The sequence below is a fragment of the Amycolatopsis albidoflavus genome (genome assembly GCF_039525725.1).
Classification (GTDB): Bacteria; Actinomycetota; Actinomycetes; order Mycobacteriales; family Pseudonocardiaceae; genus Amycolatopsis; species Amycolatopsis albidoflava.
The window spans coordinates 171,976-186,175 of the sequence record NZ_BAAAHV010000009.1; the positions used below are offsets into that span (position 1 = coordinate 171,976).

A 14,200-nucleotide genomic window follows, 5' to 3' on the forward strand; every position below is an offset into this window, starting at 1 on the left:
GAAAGGAACTCCTTGTGCCGCACGCATTCGATCAGTCCTATTGGGACGAGCACTGGGCTGGCGCCGCCGGGCACGCGCGGCTCGGACCGCATCCGCGGCTCGTAGAGGAAGCAGGGAAACTCGCTCCCGGACGCGCGCTGGACGCCGGTTGCGGCGAGGGCAACGAGGCGGTCTGGCTCGCCGAGAACGGATGGCGGGTGACGGCGGTCGACCTGTCGGAGGAAGTGCTGCGGCACGCACGCGAACGGTCGAGTGCGGTCGAGTGGGTGTGTGCTGACCTGCTGGAATGGACCCCGCCGGGGCAGTTCGACCTGGTCGCCACCCATTACGTGCACGCTGCCGGGCCGCTGTTCGAGCGGTTGGCGGAGTGGGTCGGGCCGGGCGGGACGTTGCTGGTGGTGGGGCATCACCATGGGGAGCTGCATCCGCCGGAGTCGACGATCACTGTCCACGACATTGGTCTGGACGCCGAGCAGTGGGTGATCACGGTCGCCGAAAGCCGCACGCGGAAGGTTCCCGGCGGGGAATTGCACGACACGATTCTCTGTGCCCGCAAGGTTTCTTCGCTGAACGCGTAATAGGTGGCGGCCAGGCCCGGTTCGGTAGTGCACTGGAGCGGTGGCGGCCTACGACGAGATCGCGGATTGGTACGAGGAAGAATTCCTTCGTGCCCAGCCGGTGAACCCCGGTGCCGAAGCGCTGCGGGGTCTTCTCGGCGAGGGCAGCGGCGTGTGCCTCGAGCTCGGCTGCGGCACTGGCGTGCACGCTGGCCTGGTGCGGGAGCTGGGCTGGACTCCGGTCGGCGTCGACTTGTCCGGCGGGATGCTGCGGCATGCTCGCGCCCGGCTGCCGATCGCGCGGGCCGACGCCGCGCGGCTGCCGATTCGGGACAGCAGCGTCGCGGCGGTGGTCGCGGTGCTGGTGCACACCGACATGCCCGCGTATTTCGCTGTCCTGCGCGAGGTGGCCAGGGTGCTGCGGCCGGACGGAGTGTTCGTGCACGTCGGCGTCCATCCGTGCTTCTGCGGCGGATTCGCCGACCGCGGCGATCCGGCCGCGGTGGTCGTGCGCCCTGGTTACCTCGACGGGCACTGGACCAAGGAATCGTGGACCGATCAGGGAATCCGGGACAAGGTCGGTGCCACGCACTGGCCGCTGCCCGAACTGCTGAACGGGTTCCTCGACGCCGGTCTGACTCTCGACCGCTTCGCCGAGGCCGGCACTCCGCTCCCGATCGTGCTGGCGGCCCGAGCACACGCGCGATGAAATTCGGATGCGCGCCGCCGGGAAGATCTTTATCCTGGCGATCGTGATACAGCACCAGTTCTACCTCTGAGGGATGACCGCCTCCACCGGTCCGCGCGCGTTCGCGGCACCGGCCCTCGTCCTTGCTGTTCATCACGTTTCTTCGGAGGCATTCCCTCATGACATCTCCGCTTACGCCTGCGCTCGTGCGCACGGCGCACGTCCGGCTGTCCGACGTCCACGTCGCCTTCGGCGGACGTCCGGTGCTCGCCGGAGTCGATCTCGTCGCGGCGGCCGGCGACCGGGTCGCCATTGTCGGCGAGAACGGGCGCGGCAAGACCACCCTGTTGCGCGTGCTGGCCGGGGCTCAGCCGGTCGACCATGGAGAGGTTCGCCGCGTGGGCACGTTCGGCGTCGCCGATCAGCAGATTCCCTTGGGAGACCAGGAAACCGTCGGCGATCTGATCGACCTCGAACTGGCTGCGGTACGAAATGCGTTGGCCCGTTTGGAAGCCGCGACGACCGCGCTCGCCGAAGAGCAACCCGGCGCGGACGACGCTTTTGCCAAAGCTCTTTCAGATGCCGAAGCTCTCGACGCCTGGGACGCGGACCGGCGGGTCGAGGTTTCGCTGGCCGCGCTGAACGCGGTCGGCGATCGAAACCGTCCACTCGGGACACTCTCGGTCGGGCAACGGCATCGAGTCCGGCTGGCTTGTTTGCTCGGCGCGGGGCATTCCGTGCTGTTGCTGGACGAACCGACCAACCACCTCGACGCCTCCGGCCTCGCCCACCTCACCGAGCGGCTGCGCGCGTACCCGGGCGTGGTCGTGCTGGTCAGCCACGACCGTGCGTTGCTCGCCGACGTCGCTACCTCCGTACTGGACCTCGACCCGTCGAGCGACGGCCGCCCGCGCGGCTACGGCGGCGGTTATTCGGCGTACGTCGAGGCCCGGCAGGCCGAACGGGCCCGATGGGAGGCGCTGCACGCCGAGCAACTCGCGGAACGGCAGCGGCTGGCGGACGAGCTTTCCGCGGCACAGAACCGATTGCGCGACAACTGGCGTCCGGAAAAGGGCCACGGCAAACACGCCCGCGCGACCCGGGCGCCTGGCTTGGTCCGCGCGGTCCACCGTCGGCAGGAGGACCTGAACGCGCATGTGGTGGCCGTCCCGCCGCCGCCGTCGCGGTTCGCCATGCCGGAATTGCCGCAGCACCAAGGAACCGTCGCGGTTCGGGCGGCCGGGGTGACCGTCGCTGGGCGGCTGGACAGCCCGGTCGACCTGACCCTCGGCGGTGCGGACCGGCTCGTCGTCACCGGCCCGAACGGGGCGGGAAAATCGACGTTGCTGGCGGTGCTGGCCGGGGCGCTGGAGCCGACGTCGGGCACGGTCACGCCCGCGAGGTCGGTACGGATCGGCTGGCTGGGCCAGGAATCCGACCTGCCCGCGCGCCGCACCGCCGCCGAGCTGCTCGAACAACGGTTCCCAGGCTCGGCCGACCCGGGCCTGCTCAGCGGATACGACCGCCACCGTCCGATCGCCGAGCTGTCGACCGGAGCCCGGCGGCGGCTGGATCTGGCGTTGGTGCTGGCCGCGCGGCCGCAGGTCCTGCTGCTGGACGAGCCGACGAACCACCTGTCCGCGACGCTGGTCGACGAGCTGACCGCCGCCCTGAGCGAGACCCCGGCCGCGGTGGTGGTGGCCACACACGACCGGCAGTTGTTGCGCGACACGGCTTCCTGGCCACGGTTGGCGCTCTGAACCGCTCCGATGCGGCGTTGGGTGCGCTCAACGCCACATCGGGCGGCAACGACCGCGAAACATCCGCGGGGCAGGCTCGGCACCATGCCTCTGCAGATCACCCGAGCCGACTTCGCGGACCCGCAGCTCCACGCCTTCCTGCAGGCGCACCTGGACGATCTGGCCCCCACCTCCCCGGCCGAGAGCCGGCACGCCCTCGACCTGGCCGCACTCCAGCGTCCCGGCATCAGGCTCTGGACCGTCCAAGCCGACAACCGCATCGTCGGCACCGCGGCCCTCGCGGCATTGGAACCTCGGCACGAGGAACTGAAAAGCATGCGCACCGACCCCGCGCGACGCGGGCAAGGCATCGCTCGCACGCTTCTGGACCACCTGCTCGAGGACGCCAAAGACCGCGGCGTCGAGCGCATCTCGCTGGAAACCGGCAGCATGGACTTCTTCGCCCCGGCCCGCGCCTTGTACACCCGAGCGGGCTTCACGCCGTGCGCGCCGTTCGGCAGCTACCGAGACGACCCGAATAGCGCTTACCTGTCCCGCCGGCTCTGAAGCTGTCACAGATTTTCCGCGGCCGGTGTCCATCCGCTGAAAGACCCGAAGCGGAGGAGGACAGCATGACGACGACAGTGCTCGGCGCGGGATACGCCGGGGTCATGGCAGCGAACCGGCTGGCCGGACGCGGCGAGGAAGTGGTGCTGGTCACGCCGAACGCGTGGTTCGTCGAACGAATCCGGCTCCACCGCGTGGCAACCGGCCTCCGGGAAAACGCCCGGCTCGATCTCGACACCGTGCTGAACCCCGCCGTCGAGGTCGTCCAGGACACCGCGACCAAGATCGGCGACGAGAAGATCCAGCTCGCTTCCGGCGAGAACCTGCCCTACGACACCCTCGTCTACGCGATCGGATCCGGGGCCAGCGACCAAAACGGCGCCTACCGGATCGTCTCCGAGCACGAGACTGACCGGCTTCGAGCAGCCCTCGCCGAAGCGCCGGACGCTCCGGTCACCATCGTCGGCGCGGGGCTGACCGGGGTCGAGCTCGCCGGAGCGCTGCGCGAGGCCGGGCGCGCGGTCAAGCTGGTCTCCACCGCCCCTGGCCGGCGAGCGATCCAGGCGCACCTGCGGTTTCTCGCCAAACAAGGAGTCGAGATCGAGGTCGGCCGCGTAGCCCCGGCTGAGCTCGACGGGCTCGTCGTCGACACCACCGGGTTCACCGTGCCGAGCCTTGCCGCCGATTCGGGGCTGCCGGTCGACGAATTCGGCCGGTTGCTAGTGGACGAGCAGCTCACGGTGAAGGGCCACCCGAACATCCTCGGCGCGGGCGACGCCGTGCATCTCGACGCGCCGAACTACCTCCGCGCCGCGTGTGCGACCGCGTTGCCGATGGGCGCGCACGCCGCCGACGTCATCACCGCGCGCCGCGAAGGGCGGGCGGGGGAGGAGTTCCGGATGGGCTACGTGCTGCAATGCACGGATCTCGGAAGCGGACGCGGGCGCGTCCAGTTCCTGCACCCGGACGACACCGAGCGCGCGCTCGCGATCGACGGCCGGGCAGGCGGGCTCGTCAAGGAGACGATCTGCCGGATGAGCGTGCGATGGCTGACGCAGGAGCGAGATCGCGCGGGCCGGTACTCGTGGCCGGCGGGCGCCTAGACTTGGCCGGCATGGATCACGGCGACGTCTTCACCGCGCACCGGTCGACGATGCTCGCCGCCGCCTTCCACATCACCGGATCGCGTTACGACGCGGAGGACGTCGTGCAGGACGCGTGGGAGACCTGGTCTCGTGTCGATCTTAAAACGGTCCGCACCCCGCACGCGTTTCTGTCGGTGATGGCGTCGCGGCTGGCGCTCAACGCGGTCCGCGCGCAGCGGCGCCGGCGCGAGAATTACCCCGGTCCCTGGCTGCCGGATCCGGTGGTCGAGGGGGATTCGCCGGAATGGGAGATGCTGCATCGCGACGGTCTGGGCCAGGCGCTCGACTTCGTGCTCAGCACGTTGACCCCGGAGCAGGCGGCGGCGTATGTCCTGCGGAAGGTCCTCGACGTCGACTACCCCTCCGTCGCCGAGGTGCTGGAGACCACGCCCGCCGCGGCCCGGCAACTCGTCTCGCGCGCGCAACGGGCGGTGACCTCGGCGATCGGCGATTCCTTGCCGGATCAGGGAAAACGCGACGCCGAGGGGCTGGCGAAGCTCGCCGAAGCGGTGCTTTCCGGCGAGATCGACAAGGTCGCCGCGCTGATCGCGCCGGACGCGGTCCTGTACTCCGACGGCGGCGGCAAGGTGCTGGCCGCACGCAAGCCGTTGTATGGCCCGGATCGGATCGCGCAGTTCCTGATCGGAATCTCCACGATGGAGGAGGTGACGATTGTCCCCGCGATCATCAACGGCGGCGCTGGCGCGGTTTTCCTGCAGGACGGCAAGGCAACGACCACCGTCACCGTGCGAGCCGGAGCGACGGGCGTGTCGACGCTGTGTTTCGTGCGCAACCCGGACAAGCTGACTGGCGTCACTCTCGCCTAGCCGCGATCCCGTCGTACATCATTCGCCGCACGGCTTCGCTGATTCGGCGTTGTTCGTCGGGATCCGGGTTGCGCAGCGAGGCGATCGCCGAGGCCAGGATCATCCCGTTGATCGCCCGCGCGCTGTTGTCGACGTCGAGATCCGCGCGCAGGTAGCCGAGTTCCACGCCGTGCGACAGGTACGCCGCGGTCAGCTCGGTGGCCAGCTCGAAGAAGTCCAGTACCCGGGCCGCCATCGCTTTGTCGATACCGGCGGCTTCGAACAGCAGCAGCCGCGGGACGCGCGGGTCCTCGCCGAAGATCTGCGCGAGCGCGTCGCCGATCCGGGCGGTCTGCTCGCGGTAGGCGTCCAAAGTGGATACCGCGTCCGGCGCGTTCTCCGCGGTGAGCGCGGTGACGATGCGGGCGACCAGGTCGTCGATGACGTGGTCGACGATGTCCCGCTTGTTCTGGAAGTAGCGGTAGAAGGTGCCGTGCCCGATGCCGAGCTTCGTGGCGATGTCGGAGATGCCGGTGGCGTGGTAGCCGAGGTCGGCGAAGCAGTCGAAGGCGGCGTCGATGATCTCGCGGCGCAGTTCCTGCTTCTTGCGCTCGGCTCGGGTGGTGCGGGCGCTCTCCTGGGCTGTCACGCACTGCAGTGTATTGCCAAGTCCGGCGAAGTGACATACCGTTCCGTTACTGACAAGTAATTCCGGACGAGAGGTCGGACATGGACGCGCAGTACGACGCCGTCATCGTCGGCGCGGGCTTCGGCGGGATGGGAGCGGCCATCCAGCTCCGCCGTCTCGGCTACCGCGACCTGCTGATTCTCGACCGCGAGGACGACCTCGGCGGGACCTGGCACGTCAACCGGTACCCGGGGCTGGCCGTCGACATCCCGTCGTCCACCTACTCGTACTCGTTCGAGCCCAATCCGTACTGGTCCCGGCTGTTCGCGCCGGGCGCGGAGCTGAAGAAATACGCCGAGCACGTCGCGGACAAGTACGGACTGCGCGGTTCGATGCGGTTCGGCACGGTGGTGACCGGCGCGACCTGGGACGGCTCCAGCTGGCGGGTCAGCATCGAAGGCGGCGAGACGGTCACCGCGAAGTACCTGCTCACCGCCACCGGGTTCCTGTCGCAGCCGAAGATGCCGGACATCGAGGGCATCGAGAAGTTCGCGGGCAAGGTCATCCACACCACCGCGTGGGACGACAGCTACGACCTCGCCGGCAAACGCGCCGCGGTGATCGGCACCGGCGCGACGGCCGTCCAGCTCATCCCGGAGATCGCCAAGGTCGCCGCGGACCTGACCGTCTACCAGCGCACGCCGATCTGGGTCAGCCCGAAGCCGGACTACGCCGTGCCGAAGCCGCTGCAGCAGGCGTTCGCGAAGCTGCCGCTGGTGCAGCGAGCGGTGCGGCTCGCGGGCAGTTCGGTGCTGGAGCTGATGATGATCTCCGGCGTCGTGCAGTACCGGCAGTTCCGCGGCGCCAACCGGATCGCCGAACGCTGGTGCCGCGCGCACCTGTACCGCCAGGTCCGCGATCCGCAATTGCGTCGCAAACTCACCCCGGACTACTCCTTCGGCTGCAAGCGGCCGACGTTCTCCAACGACTACTTCCCGGCCTTCACCCGCCCGCACGTGCACCTGGAGACCACCAGCATCGAGCGGATCGACGAGACCGGGATCGTCACGGCGGACGGCAAGCGCACCGAGATCGACACGCTCGTGCTGGCCACCGGCTTCAACCTGTGGGACGTGAACTTCCCGGCGATCGAGATCATCGGGAAGGACGGCAAGAACCTCGGGAAATGGTGGCGGGACAACCGGTTCCAGGCGTACGAGGGCGTCACCGTGCCCGGGTTCCCGAATCTGGTTTCGCTCAACAGCCCGTATTCCTACAGCGGCCTGTCGTACTTCACGACCATCGAATGCCAGATGAAGCACATCGACCGCCTGTTCAAGGGGATGCGCGCTCGCGGCTCCGACGTGTTCGAGGTGACCCAGCGGGCGAACGACGAGTTCCTCGACCGGATGAAGCACAAGGTCGGGCATTCGGTGTTCGCGCTCGGTCAGTGCGCGACCGCCAACAGCTACTACTTCAACCAGCACGGCGAGGCGACCTTGCTGCGGCCGACGTCGACGATCAGCGCGCACCGGGAGGCGGCGCGGTTCCCGTTGGAGGATTACAGCTTCGCGTGAGCCCGCCACGTGGACTGATCGCTGACGCGTGAAGCCCGGGTGATGTGCGCCGGTCAAGGGAACCTCCGGCCCCCGATCGGCGTCGAGGTTGGCGTGAAGACTGAGCAAGACGTCATGGCCCACCTCCGCACGCAGGCGGAGCCCGTCCTCGGCAAGGCCGCGGCGGCGCGGATCCGTGCGTTCGAGAACGGCGACCTGTACGTCGAGGCGCGCACCGCTTCCACGATTTGGGCCTGGCTGGTCGACTTTCTCCTGGTCACCGGTCTCTCGGTGGCCGCGGCGGTGGCGTACTACTTCAAGTCGTACAGCGTCGACGCCGCGGTCGGCGCGAGCGTGATCGGGATCGCGGGGCTCTTCGTGCTGCCGCTGCTGTACGGCTGGTTCTACGGCAACGGCCGCGGCCTCGGCGCACTGTTCAACGGGATCCGCCTCGTCCGGCTTCGTGACGGCGGCCGGATCGGGCTCTGGAAGGCGGGCTGGGCGATGCTGATCCGGACGCTCGGCTTCGTGATCATCGCGCTCGGGGTGCTCAACGGCGACGTCACCGTGACGAACGGCGTCCGCACGAGCATCGACGTCCGCGAGACCGAGCGGCTCCGCGCGGCCGGTTTCGTCCGGAAGCCGTGAGCGGGTACCAGGTCCGCGCGGTCGCGGACACTCCCGAACAACGGCTGCGCGACTACACCGTCCGGCTGCAGGCGATCGTCACCACGCGGCGGGTCTACCGGGTGATGACGGCCAGCCTCGCCGGGCTTTTCGGCGTCAGCGGGCTCCTGGTCGGGATGCTGGCCCACTCCGCGGCGGGAGGTTTCAGCCTGGCTGGCGGCGGCGTCTTCTTCGCGGTGCTGTGGCTCGGCGGAGTCTTGATCTGGCGCGGTAGGCCCGCGACCGAACGTGCGATGAACCCGGATTCGCATCCGCCCGCCGGGCGTACTCCCGGGAATCTGCGCGGGGCTTTCTTTGCCGCAGCGGGGATGGGTCTTCTCGCGACTGTCGTATGTGGACTGTCCTTTATGTCCAGTAACCCGCCAGACGCGGTGCTGAAGCTGGTTATCGTGGGGCTCGGCACTTTCACGGTCTTCGCCGTTTTGTTCGTCCCGCCCGGATACGTTTACTCCCAGTCCGATCGGTACTTCGCGAAGTGGCTTAACCGTAACCGTGCGGCTTACGAGGCAGCGGCTCGGCGGCTCTAAGGCGTACGGCGGCGTAACGTCGCCGCGCCAAGACCCAGCGCCAGTACCGCGCATCCCAGCACGATAAGAATGTTGCGGGTCAACGTCATCGTCCAGTCTGCTCGTACTCCCGGGAATCTGCGAGGGGCTTTCTTCGCCGCAGCGGGAATGGGTCTTCTCGCGGCTGTCGTATGTGGACTGTCCTTTATATCCAGCAACCGGCCGGACGCTGTGCTGAAGCCCGGATACGTCTACTCCCAGTCCGACCGGTACTTCGCGAAGTGGCTTAACCGCAACCGCGCGGCTTACGAGGCCGCGACGAGCCGTCTCTAAGGCGTACGACGGCGTAACGTCGCCGCGCCAAGACCCAGCGCCAGTACCGCGCATCCCAGCACGATAAGAATGTTGCGGGTCAACGTCATCGTCCAGTCCGCGCTGTGTGTCACCTGGGTCAGCGCTTCGACGGCGTAGGACAGCGGCATCACGTCCGACAGCCAGTGCAGCACCCAGCCCATCTCGTCGCGCGGCTGGAAAAGCCCGCACAGCAACGCTTGCGGCAGCACGAACAGCGGCATGAATTGCACGGCCTGGAACTCGCTCGTCGCGAACGCGCTTACGAACAAGCCCAGCGCCATGCCCAGCAACGCGTCGAGCGCGGTGATCAACAGCAGCGACCACACCGAACCGGCGACTGTCAGTCCGAGCCACCACAGGCTGACCGCCGTCGCGACCGCCACCTGCAGCACCGCGACCAGCCCGAACGCCAGCGCGTACCCGGCGAGCAGGTCGAATTTGCCCAGCGGCATCGTCATCAGCCGTTCCAGGGTGCCCGCGGTGCGTTCGCGCAGGGTGGTGATCGAGGCGATCAGGAACATGATCACGAACGGGAACACGCCGAGCAGCGCGGGCGCGATCCGGCTGAACACCTCGGCCGAGTTGAACACGAAGCGCAGCAACAACATCAGCAGCGTCGGCACGAGAACGAGCATCACGACGGTGCGCGGATCGTGCCGCAGCTGGGCGAGAATCCGGCGGGTGGTGGCGAGAGTGATCGAGGCAGTCATCGCTGAGCCTTCACCAGGTGCAGGAACGCGCGTTCGAGGTCTTGTTCGCCGGTGGCGGCGCGCAGGGCGTCCGGCGAATCGTCGGCGAGCAGCGCGCCGTCGCGCATCAGCAGCAACCGGGTGCAGCGGGCCGCTTCGTCCATGACGTGGCTGGACACGAGAAGCGTGGTGCCTGCCGCGGCGAGCCGGTGGAAAAGGTTCCACAAATGCTCGCGCAGCAACGGATCCAGCCCGACGGTCGGCTCGTCGAGCACGAGCAGCTCGGGTTTGCCGAGCAAGGCGACGGCGAGGCTGGCTCGGCTGCGCTGCCCGCCGGAAAGGCGGCCGACCAGCGCGTCGGCGTGCGAACCGAGGCCGACCTGTTCGATCGCGTCGGCCACCGATCGCGAGGGCGCGCCCAGCACGGAGGCGAAATAGCGCAGGGCTTCGGTGACCGTGAGATCGGCGTAGACGGCCGGCGCCTGCGTGGCATACCCGATCCGGCTTCGCAGCCGACGGCTTCCGGCGGGTTCGCCGAGCACGGTCACCGTGCCGCCGTGGGTCAGCTGCACGCCGACGACCGCGCGCATCAACGTGGTCTTCCCGCAGCCGCTCGGCCCGAGCAGCCCGGTGACCGAACCGGCCTCGACGCGGAAGCTCACGTCGCGCAGCACATCCCGGCCACCCCGGACGACCCGCAGGCCGTCGATGACCACCGCGGAATTAATCATGCGGTTAATTCTGCGCGCGCGGAATTTCCCTGTCAAGCACGGGCGGGGCTGGCAGATGTCCGTGAGGGGAACCCTGAGGGACTCTGAGTCCGTCAGGGTTCCCTTCACGGACTGCGGCGGGTTCAGGGGCGGTCGACGTATTGCTGCACGGCGGGCGCGATCAGCGCGAGGACGTCGTCGTGGCTGGCCCCGGCGAGGGGTTCGACCTGGATGACATAGCGGACCATCGCGAGCCCCACCAGTTGGGCGGCGATGCCGGTGACCCGCAGGGGCGGAATGTCGAGGGCGTCGGCGATTTTGTCCAGCAGCGCGCCCTGGATGAAGCCGCGCAGCATGTCCGCGGCCTGTTCGGTGGTGGAGACCGAGCGCAGCACGCCGAAGAACGCGTCGCGCGAGGCCGGGGTTTCCCAGAGGGTCAGGAACAGCCGCACGAGCCGTTCGCCGACCTCCGCGCGCGGGCCGTCGAGGATTGCCGCGACTACGACTCCGGGGTCGGCCGGAAGGTGCAGGGCGGTCGCGAAAACCTGGTCCTTGCTGCCGAAGAAATGGTGCACGAGCGCGGGATTCACGCCCGCCTCGGCGGCGATCGCGCGGATCGTCGCGCCCTCGTACCCGTTCCGGCCGAACAGGTCCCGCGCGGCGGCCAGAATGGCCTCCCGCGTTTCGGTCTGCCCGGGGCGGCGTCCCGTCCGTGCCATCGGCGTCCTTTCGTCCTCCCCAGTATCGCGGGACCATGGTCGGTACAGCTGGCTGTACCTGATCTTTACCCCGCGCGGGATCGCCGGTCGCCGCGCCGGGGCCCTAAATTCGGCAATCCGGGAGGACCGGCGGCAGGGGGAATGGGATGAACGGGGCGGCGGTGCACGAGGAAGCGGTCCGGGTGCTGATTCACGCTTCGGATCCGCTTACTGACACGGGGATCCGGAGCTGGCTGCAGGCGAGACCGGAGTTTTCCGTCGTCGCCGACGAGGTGGACGTGATCATCGTCGCGGCCGAGCTGCTCTCGGTGGAGGCGACCTCGGTGTTGCGCGGGCTGAAGGCCACTGTGGACGCTCCGGTCGTTCTGCTCGTCGACGAGGAGACCTCGGGCGCGGCGGTGCTGACAGCGGTGGAGTGCAACGTGGTCGCCCTGCTGAACCGCGAACGCACGTCGAGCGAGCAGCTGGCCGCCGCGGTGCTCACCGCTTCCCGGGGCGGCGGAATCCTGCCCCCGGCGGCGCTGGGGACGCTGCTCAGCCATTTCCGCCGCCCGATGGATCCTCGCCCGACGCACAGTTCCGGCCTGACCCAACGGGAAATCGACGTGCTCCGCCTGCTGGCCGACGGCCTCGACACCGCCGAAACCGCGGAGAAAATCAACTTCTCCGAGCGCGCGGTGAAGAAGGTGATCCACGATTTGTCGCAGCGGCTGGATCTGCGCAACCGGACGCACGCCGTCGCCTACGCGCTGCGCAACGGCGCGATCTGAGCCGTTCAGATGATGCCGGTGCGCAGCGCGTACGCGACCGCGTGCGAGCGATTGCGCAGATCGAACCGCACCAGCAGGGTGCTGATGATGTTCTTGATCGTCCGCTCCGAATACGCCATCCGGTCGGCGATTTCGACCGTGCCGAAGCCGTCCGCGAGCAGGCCGAGGATTTCCACCTCGCGGCTCTGCAGCCGGTGCCGGTCGAGGAAACCCCGCGGATAGCGGGCCTCGCCCTCGCTGGCGCGGAACTCGTTCGTCAGCCTGGTCGCGCGGACCTCCTCCGGTTCGGCCGCCGGCACCCGGGCGGCCAGCGCGTCGAGGATCTTCTCGCGCGTCGCGGAACCGCGGTACAGCACGGCGGACAGGCCGAAGCCGCCGAGCCTGCTCAGTTCGGCCTTCTCGATCCGGTCCGCGACCAGCACCGCGCGCACGTCCGGCGCGAGCGTCGTCCGGCGGATCCGCGCCAGGTCGAGCAGGGTTTTCTCGCGGACCTCCGGCACGATCACCAGCAGCACGTCCGCGCGCGGGACCTCGGCGGGCGCCATCACGGCGTAGCGCGGCGCGGCGCGCAGGTAGGCGGCGGCGCCCTCGCCGCTGATCGGGTCGTTGGCGATGATCGCCACTCGTTCGGGCAATGCGCTCATGTCAGCTCACAGACCAGTCGTTCCCGGCGGCAGCGCCGCGTCCTCCGCCTCCGCCGAGGATCCGCGATTCGGCGCGCGACATCGATCCCCCGCGCTGCCGGGCCGCGGTAGTGCCTGCGGTACCTCGGCAGCCAGCGTTAGTTAAGAACTGAATCGAACGTTAGTACTTGTAACCGTAGTTGAACCATAGCACTAGACGGGAGTCCAGTGTTGGTAATTGCCCGCACGACCGGGTGGCGTTCACGCGGCCGTGCGGGCCGCCCGCGGACTCAGGCGAGGGCCTGGGCCGGCGGAAGCCGCGCGGCCCGCATCGCCGGATACGCCCCGGCGATCGCGCCGACCGCGGCCGAGACCGCCACCCCGCCGGCGAGTGCGACCGGCGGCAGCACCGCGGGCCAGCCCTGGCTGAGCGCGTAGCCCGCCGTCGCGCCGACCCCGAGCACCACTCCGACCAGCCCGCCCAGTCCGGACAGCAGCACCGATTCGGCGAGGAACTGCCCGCGGATCTGGCCCCGGGTCGCGCCGAGCGCGCGGCGCAGCCCGATCTCGCGCCGGCGTTCCAGCACCGAGATCACCATCGTGTTCGCCACGCCGACGCCGCCGACCAGCAACGCCACCCCGCCGAGGCCGAGGAACAGCGCGCCGTAGGTGTTCTTCGTCAGCTGCTGCGCCGCGAGCGCGTCGGACGGCCGGTCGATCGCCACCTCGTTCGGCGCGGCCGGGTTGATCGTCGCGGCGAGTACCGAGCGCACCGCGTTGACCTGCGACTCCCGCGCACGCAGGTACACCGTGCTCGGGTGGCCGTCGAAGCCGAAGACCTGCTTGGCGACGTCCCAGCCGATCAGCACCGAGCGTTCGACCTCCGGCGCGAGCGGCATCGGGGCGAGAATCCCGACGACGCTGAACCACGCCGAGCCGATCAGGATCTGCGGCGGCCGTGCCGCGTCGAGGCGGTCGATCCCCAGCCGCGACGCCGCTTCCGAGCCGAGCACGACCGCCGGGAACCGCTGGTTCGCCGGGCTGAGGAACGTTCCCGCCCGGACCTTGCCGCCGAGCAGCGGCAGCAGATCCGGCCGCGCGGCGAACACCGAGACGCCCGCCGAATCGTCCTTGCCGACCCGGTCGTTGCGGTACACCTTGGCGTTGACCTTGCCGACCTCCACCGCACCCTCGACCGGAGCGATCCGCCGCACCATCGGGACCGCCGAGTCCGGCAGCTTCGCCGAACCGCCCATGAGGGTCTGACCGGCTTCGGCGCGCAGCAGGTTGGTGCCCATCGCGGCGAGCTTGTCCTGCAGCGCCTGGTCCGCGGAGGCCGGAATGGCGAGTACCGCGACCATCGCCGCGACGCCGATGGCGATGCCGAGCGCGGACAGCATCGCGCGCAGCGGGCGGGTGCGCATCCCATGTGCGCCAAGGGAAATCAGGTCGGCGG

Annotated in this window: 16 protein-coding genes; 10 read left to right on the forward strand and 6 right to left on the reverse strand. The window is 69.1% G+C overall.

Annotation, left to right across the window (positions count from 1 at the left end):
- The first annotated feature begins 14 nt into the window (after positions 1-14).
- From ABD156_RS12710 to ABD156_RS12735, 6 genes are all read left to right on the forward strand, one after another.
- Positions 15-578 carry a class I SAM-dependent methyltransferase gene (locus ABD156_RS12710; protein ID WP_344271201.1) on the forward strand — a complete coding sequence of 188 codons (564 nt, stop codon included), beginning with the start codon at positions 15-17 and terminating at the stop codon, positions 576-578.
- A gap of 40 nt (positions 579-618) precedes the next feature.
- Positions 619-1,266: a class I SAM-dependent methyltransferase gene (locus ABD156_RS12715; RefSeq protein WP_344271205.1), complete on the forward strand. Its 648-nt coding sequence runs from the start codon at positions 619-621 to the stop codon at positions 1,264-1,266.
- Positions 1,267-1,424: 158 nt separating this feature from the next.
- The gene (locus ABD156_RS12720) at positions 1,425-3,005 is read left to right on the forward strand and encodes an ABC-F family ATP-binding cassette domain-containing protein (RefSeq protein WP_344271208.1); all 1,581 of its coding nucleotides are present in this window, start codon (positions 1,425-1,427) and stop codon (positions 3,003-3,005) included.
- Between the two features lie 84 nt (positions 3,006-3,089).
- Positions 3,090-3,551, forward strand: a complete 462-nt coding sequence (locus tag ABD156_RS12725; RefSeq protein ID WP_344271211.1) for a GNAT family N-acetyltransferase — start codon at positions 3,090-3,092, stop codon at positions 3,549-3,551.
- A 65-nt stretch (positions 3,552-3,616) separates the two neighbouring features.
- Positions 3,617-4,654 carry an NAD(P)/FAD-dependent oxidoreductase gene (locus ABD156_RS12730; protein WP_344271214.1) on the forward strand — a complete coding sequence of 346 codons (1,038 nt, stop codon included), beginning with the start codon at positions 3,617-3,619 and terminating at the stop codon, positions 4,652-4,654.
- Between the two features lie 11 nt (positions 4,655-4,665).
- A complete protein-coding gene (locus ABD156_RS12735; RefSeq protein ID WP_344271216.1) occupies positions 4,666-5,523 on the forward strand; it encodes a sigma factor in 858 nt (285 codons plus the stop codon).
- Here ABD156_RS12735 and ABD156_RS12740 read toward each other — a convergent pair.
- Positions 5,510-6,151: a TetR/AcrR family transcriptional regulator gene (locus ABD156_RS12740; protein WP_344271219.1), complete on the reverse strand. Its 642-nt coding sequence runs from the start codon at positions 6,149-6,151 to the stop codon at positions 5,510-5,512. The two genes, ABD156_RS12735 and ABD156_RS12740, sit on opposite strands and share 14 nt — an antisense overlap.
- Before the next feature lie 80 nt (positions 6,152-6,231).
- Here ABD156_RS12740 and ABD156_RS12745 point away from each other — a divergent pair, with 80 nt between their 5' ends.
- The 3 genes from ABD156_RS12745 (at position 6,232) to ABD156_RS12755 (ending at position 8,900) form a co-directional block, all read left to right on the forward strand.
- Positions 6,232-7,707: a flavin-containing monooxygenase gene (locus ABD156_RS12745; RefSeq protein ID WP_344271222.1), complete on the forward strand. Its 1,476-nt coding sequence runs from the start codon at positions 6,232-6,234 to the stop codon at positions 7,705-7,707.
- A 93-nt stretch (positions 7,708-7,800) separates the two neighbouring features.
- A complete protein-coding gene (locus ABD156_RS12750) occupies positions 7,801-8,334 on the forward strand; it encodes an RDD family protein (protein WP_344271225.1) in 534 nt (177 codons plus the stop codon).
- On the forward strand, positions 8,331-8,900 hold the full coding sequence (locus tag ABD156_RS12755) for a hypothetical protein (protein ID WP_344271228.1): 570 nt from the start codon (positions 8,331-8,333) through the stop codon (positions 8,898-8,900). The genes ABD156_RS12750 and ABD156_RS12755 overlap by 4 nt, the downstream gene beginning before the upstream one ends.
- A 308-nt stretch (positions 8,901-9,208) precedes the next feature.
- Here the strand turns inward: ABD156_RS12755 and ABD156_RS12760 are convergent, their stop codons facing one another.
- The 3 genes from ABD156_RS12760 to ABD156_RS12770 form a co-directional block, all read right to left on the reverse strand.
- Complete coding sequence (locus tag ABD156_RS12760; protein ID WP_344271230.1) at positions 9,209-9,943, reverse strand: ABC transporter permease; 735 nt, start codon at positions 9,941-9,943, stop codon at positions 9,209-9,211.
- The gene (locus ABD156_RS12765; RefSeq protein ID WP_344271233.1) at positions 9,940-10,653 is read right to left on the reverse strand and encodes an ABC transporter ATP-binding protein; all 714 of its coding nucleotides are present in this window, start codon (positions 10,651-10,653) and stop codon (positions 9,940-9,942) included. The genes ABD156_RS12760 and ABD156_RS12765 overlap by 4 nt, the downstream gene beginning before the upstream one ends.
- A 122-nt stretch (positions 10,654-10,775) precedes the next feature.
- The gene (locus ABD156_RS12770) at positions 10,776-11,351 is read right to left on the reverse strand and encodes a TetR/AcrR family transcriptional regulator (RefSeq protein ID WP_344271235.1); all 576 of its coding nucleotides are present in this window, start codon (positions 11,349-11,351) and stop codon (positions 10,776-10,778) included.
- A 146-nt stretch (positions 11,352-11,497) separates the two neighbouring features.
- Here ABD156_RS12770 and ABD156_RS12775 point away from each other — a divergent pair, with 146 nt between their 5' ends.
- Positions 11,498-12,121 carry a response regulator transcription factor gene (locus ABD156_RS12775; protein WP_344271238.1) on the forward strand — a complete coding sequence of 208 codons (624 nt, stop codon included), beginning with the start codon at positions 11,498-11,500 and terminating at the stop codon, positions 12,119-12,121.
- A 5-nt stretch (positions 12,122-12,126) separates the two neighbouring features.
- Here the strand turns inward: ABD156_RS12775 and ABD156_RS12780 are convergent, their stop codons facing one another.
- Both ABD156_RS12780 and ABD156_RS12785 read right to left on the reverse strand, forming a co-directional pair.
- Complete coding sequence (locus ABD156_RS12780; RefSeq protein WP_344271240.1) at positions 12,127-12,765, reverse strand: helix-turn-helix transcriptional regulator; 639 nt, start codon at positions 12,763-12,765, stop codon at positions 12,127-12,129.
- Between the two features lie 269 nt (positions 12,766-13,034).
- On the reverse strand, positions 13,035-14,168 hold the full coding sequence (locus ABD156_RS12785) for an ABC transporter permease (RefSeq protein ID WP_344272311.1): 1,134 nt from the start codon (positions 14,166-14,168) through the stop codon (positions 13,035-13,037).
- Positions 14,169-14,200: the final 32 nt, after the last annotated feature.

What these genes read in the sequence shown, in the direction of transcription:
- ABD156_RS12735 (WP_344271216.1), top strand. Translation starts at nt 4,666, where the DNA reads ATGGATCACGGCGACGTCTTCACCGCGCACCGGTCGACGATGCTCGCC.
- ABD156_RS12725 (WP_344271211.1), top strand. Translation starts at nt 3,090, where the DNA reads ATGCCTCTGCAGATCACCCGAGCCGACTTCGCGGACCCGCAGCTCCAC.
- ABD156_RS12720 (WP_344271208.1), top strand. Translation starts at nt 1,425, where the DNA reads ATGACATCTCCGCTTACGCCTGCGCTCGTGCGCACGGCGCACGTCCGG.
- ABD156_RS12770 (WP_344271235.1), bottom strand. Translation starts at nt 11,351, where the DNA reads ATGGCACGGACGGGACGCCGCCCCGGGCAGACCGAAACGCGGGAGGCC.
- ABD156_RS12730 (WP_344271214.1), top strand. Translation starts at nt 3,617, where the DNA reads ATGACGACGACAGTGCTCGGCGCGGGATACGCCGGGGTCATGGCAGCG.
- ABD156_RS12780 (WP_344271240.1), bottom strand. Translation starts at nt 12,765, where the DNA reads ATGAGCGCATTGCCCGAACGAGTGGCGATCATCGCCAACGACCCGATC.
- ABD156_RS12745 (WP_344271222.1), top strand. Translation starts at nt 6,232, where the DNA reads ATGGACGCGCAGTACGACGCCGTCATCGTCGGCGCGGGCTTCGGCGGG.
- ABD156_RS12775 (WP_344271238.1), top strand. Translation starts at nt 11,498, where the DNA reads ATGAACGGGGCGGCGGTGCACGAGGAAGCGGTCCGGGTGCTGATTCAC.
- ABD156_RS12765 (WP_344271233.1), bottom strand. Translation starts at nt 10,653, where the DNA reads ATGATTAATTCCGCGGTGGTCATCGACGGCCTGCGGGTCGTCCGGGGT.
- ABD156_RS12760 (WP_344271230.1), bottom strand. Translation starts at nt 9,943, where the DNA reads ATGACTGCCTCGATCACTCTCGCCACCACCCGCCGGATTCTCGCCCAG.
- ABD156_RS12785 (WP_344272311.1), bottom strand. Translation starts at nt 14,168, where the DNA reads ATGCGCACCCGCCCGCTGCGCGCGATGCTGTCCGCGCTCGGCATCGCC.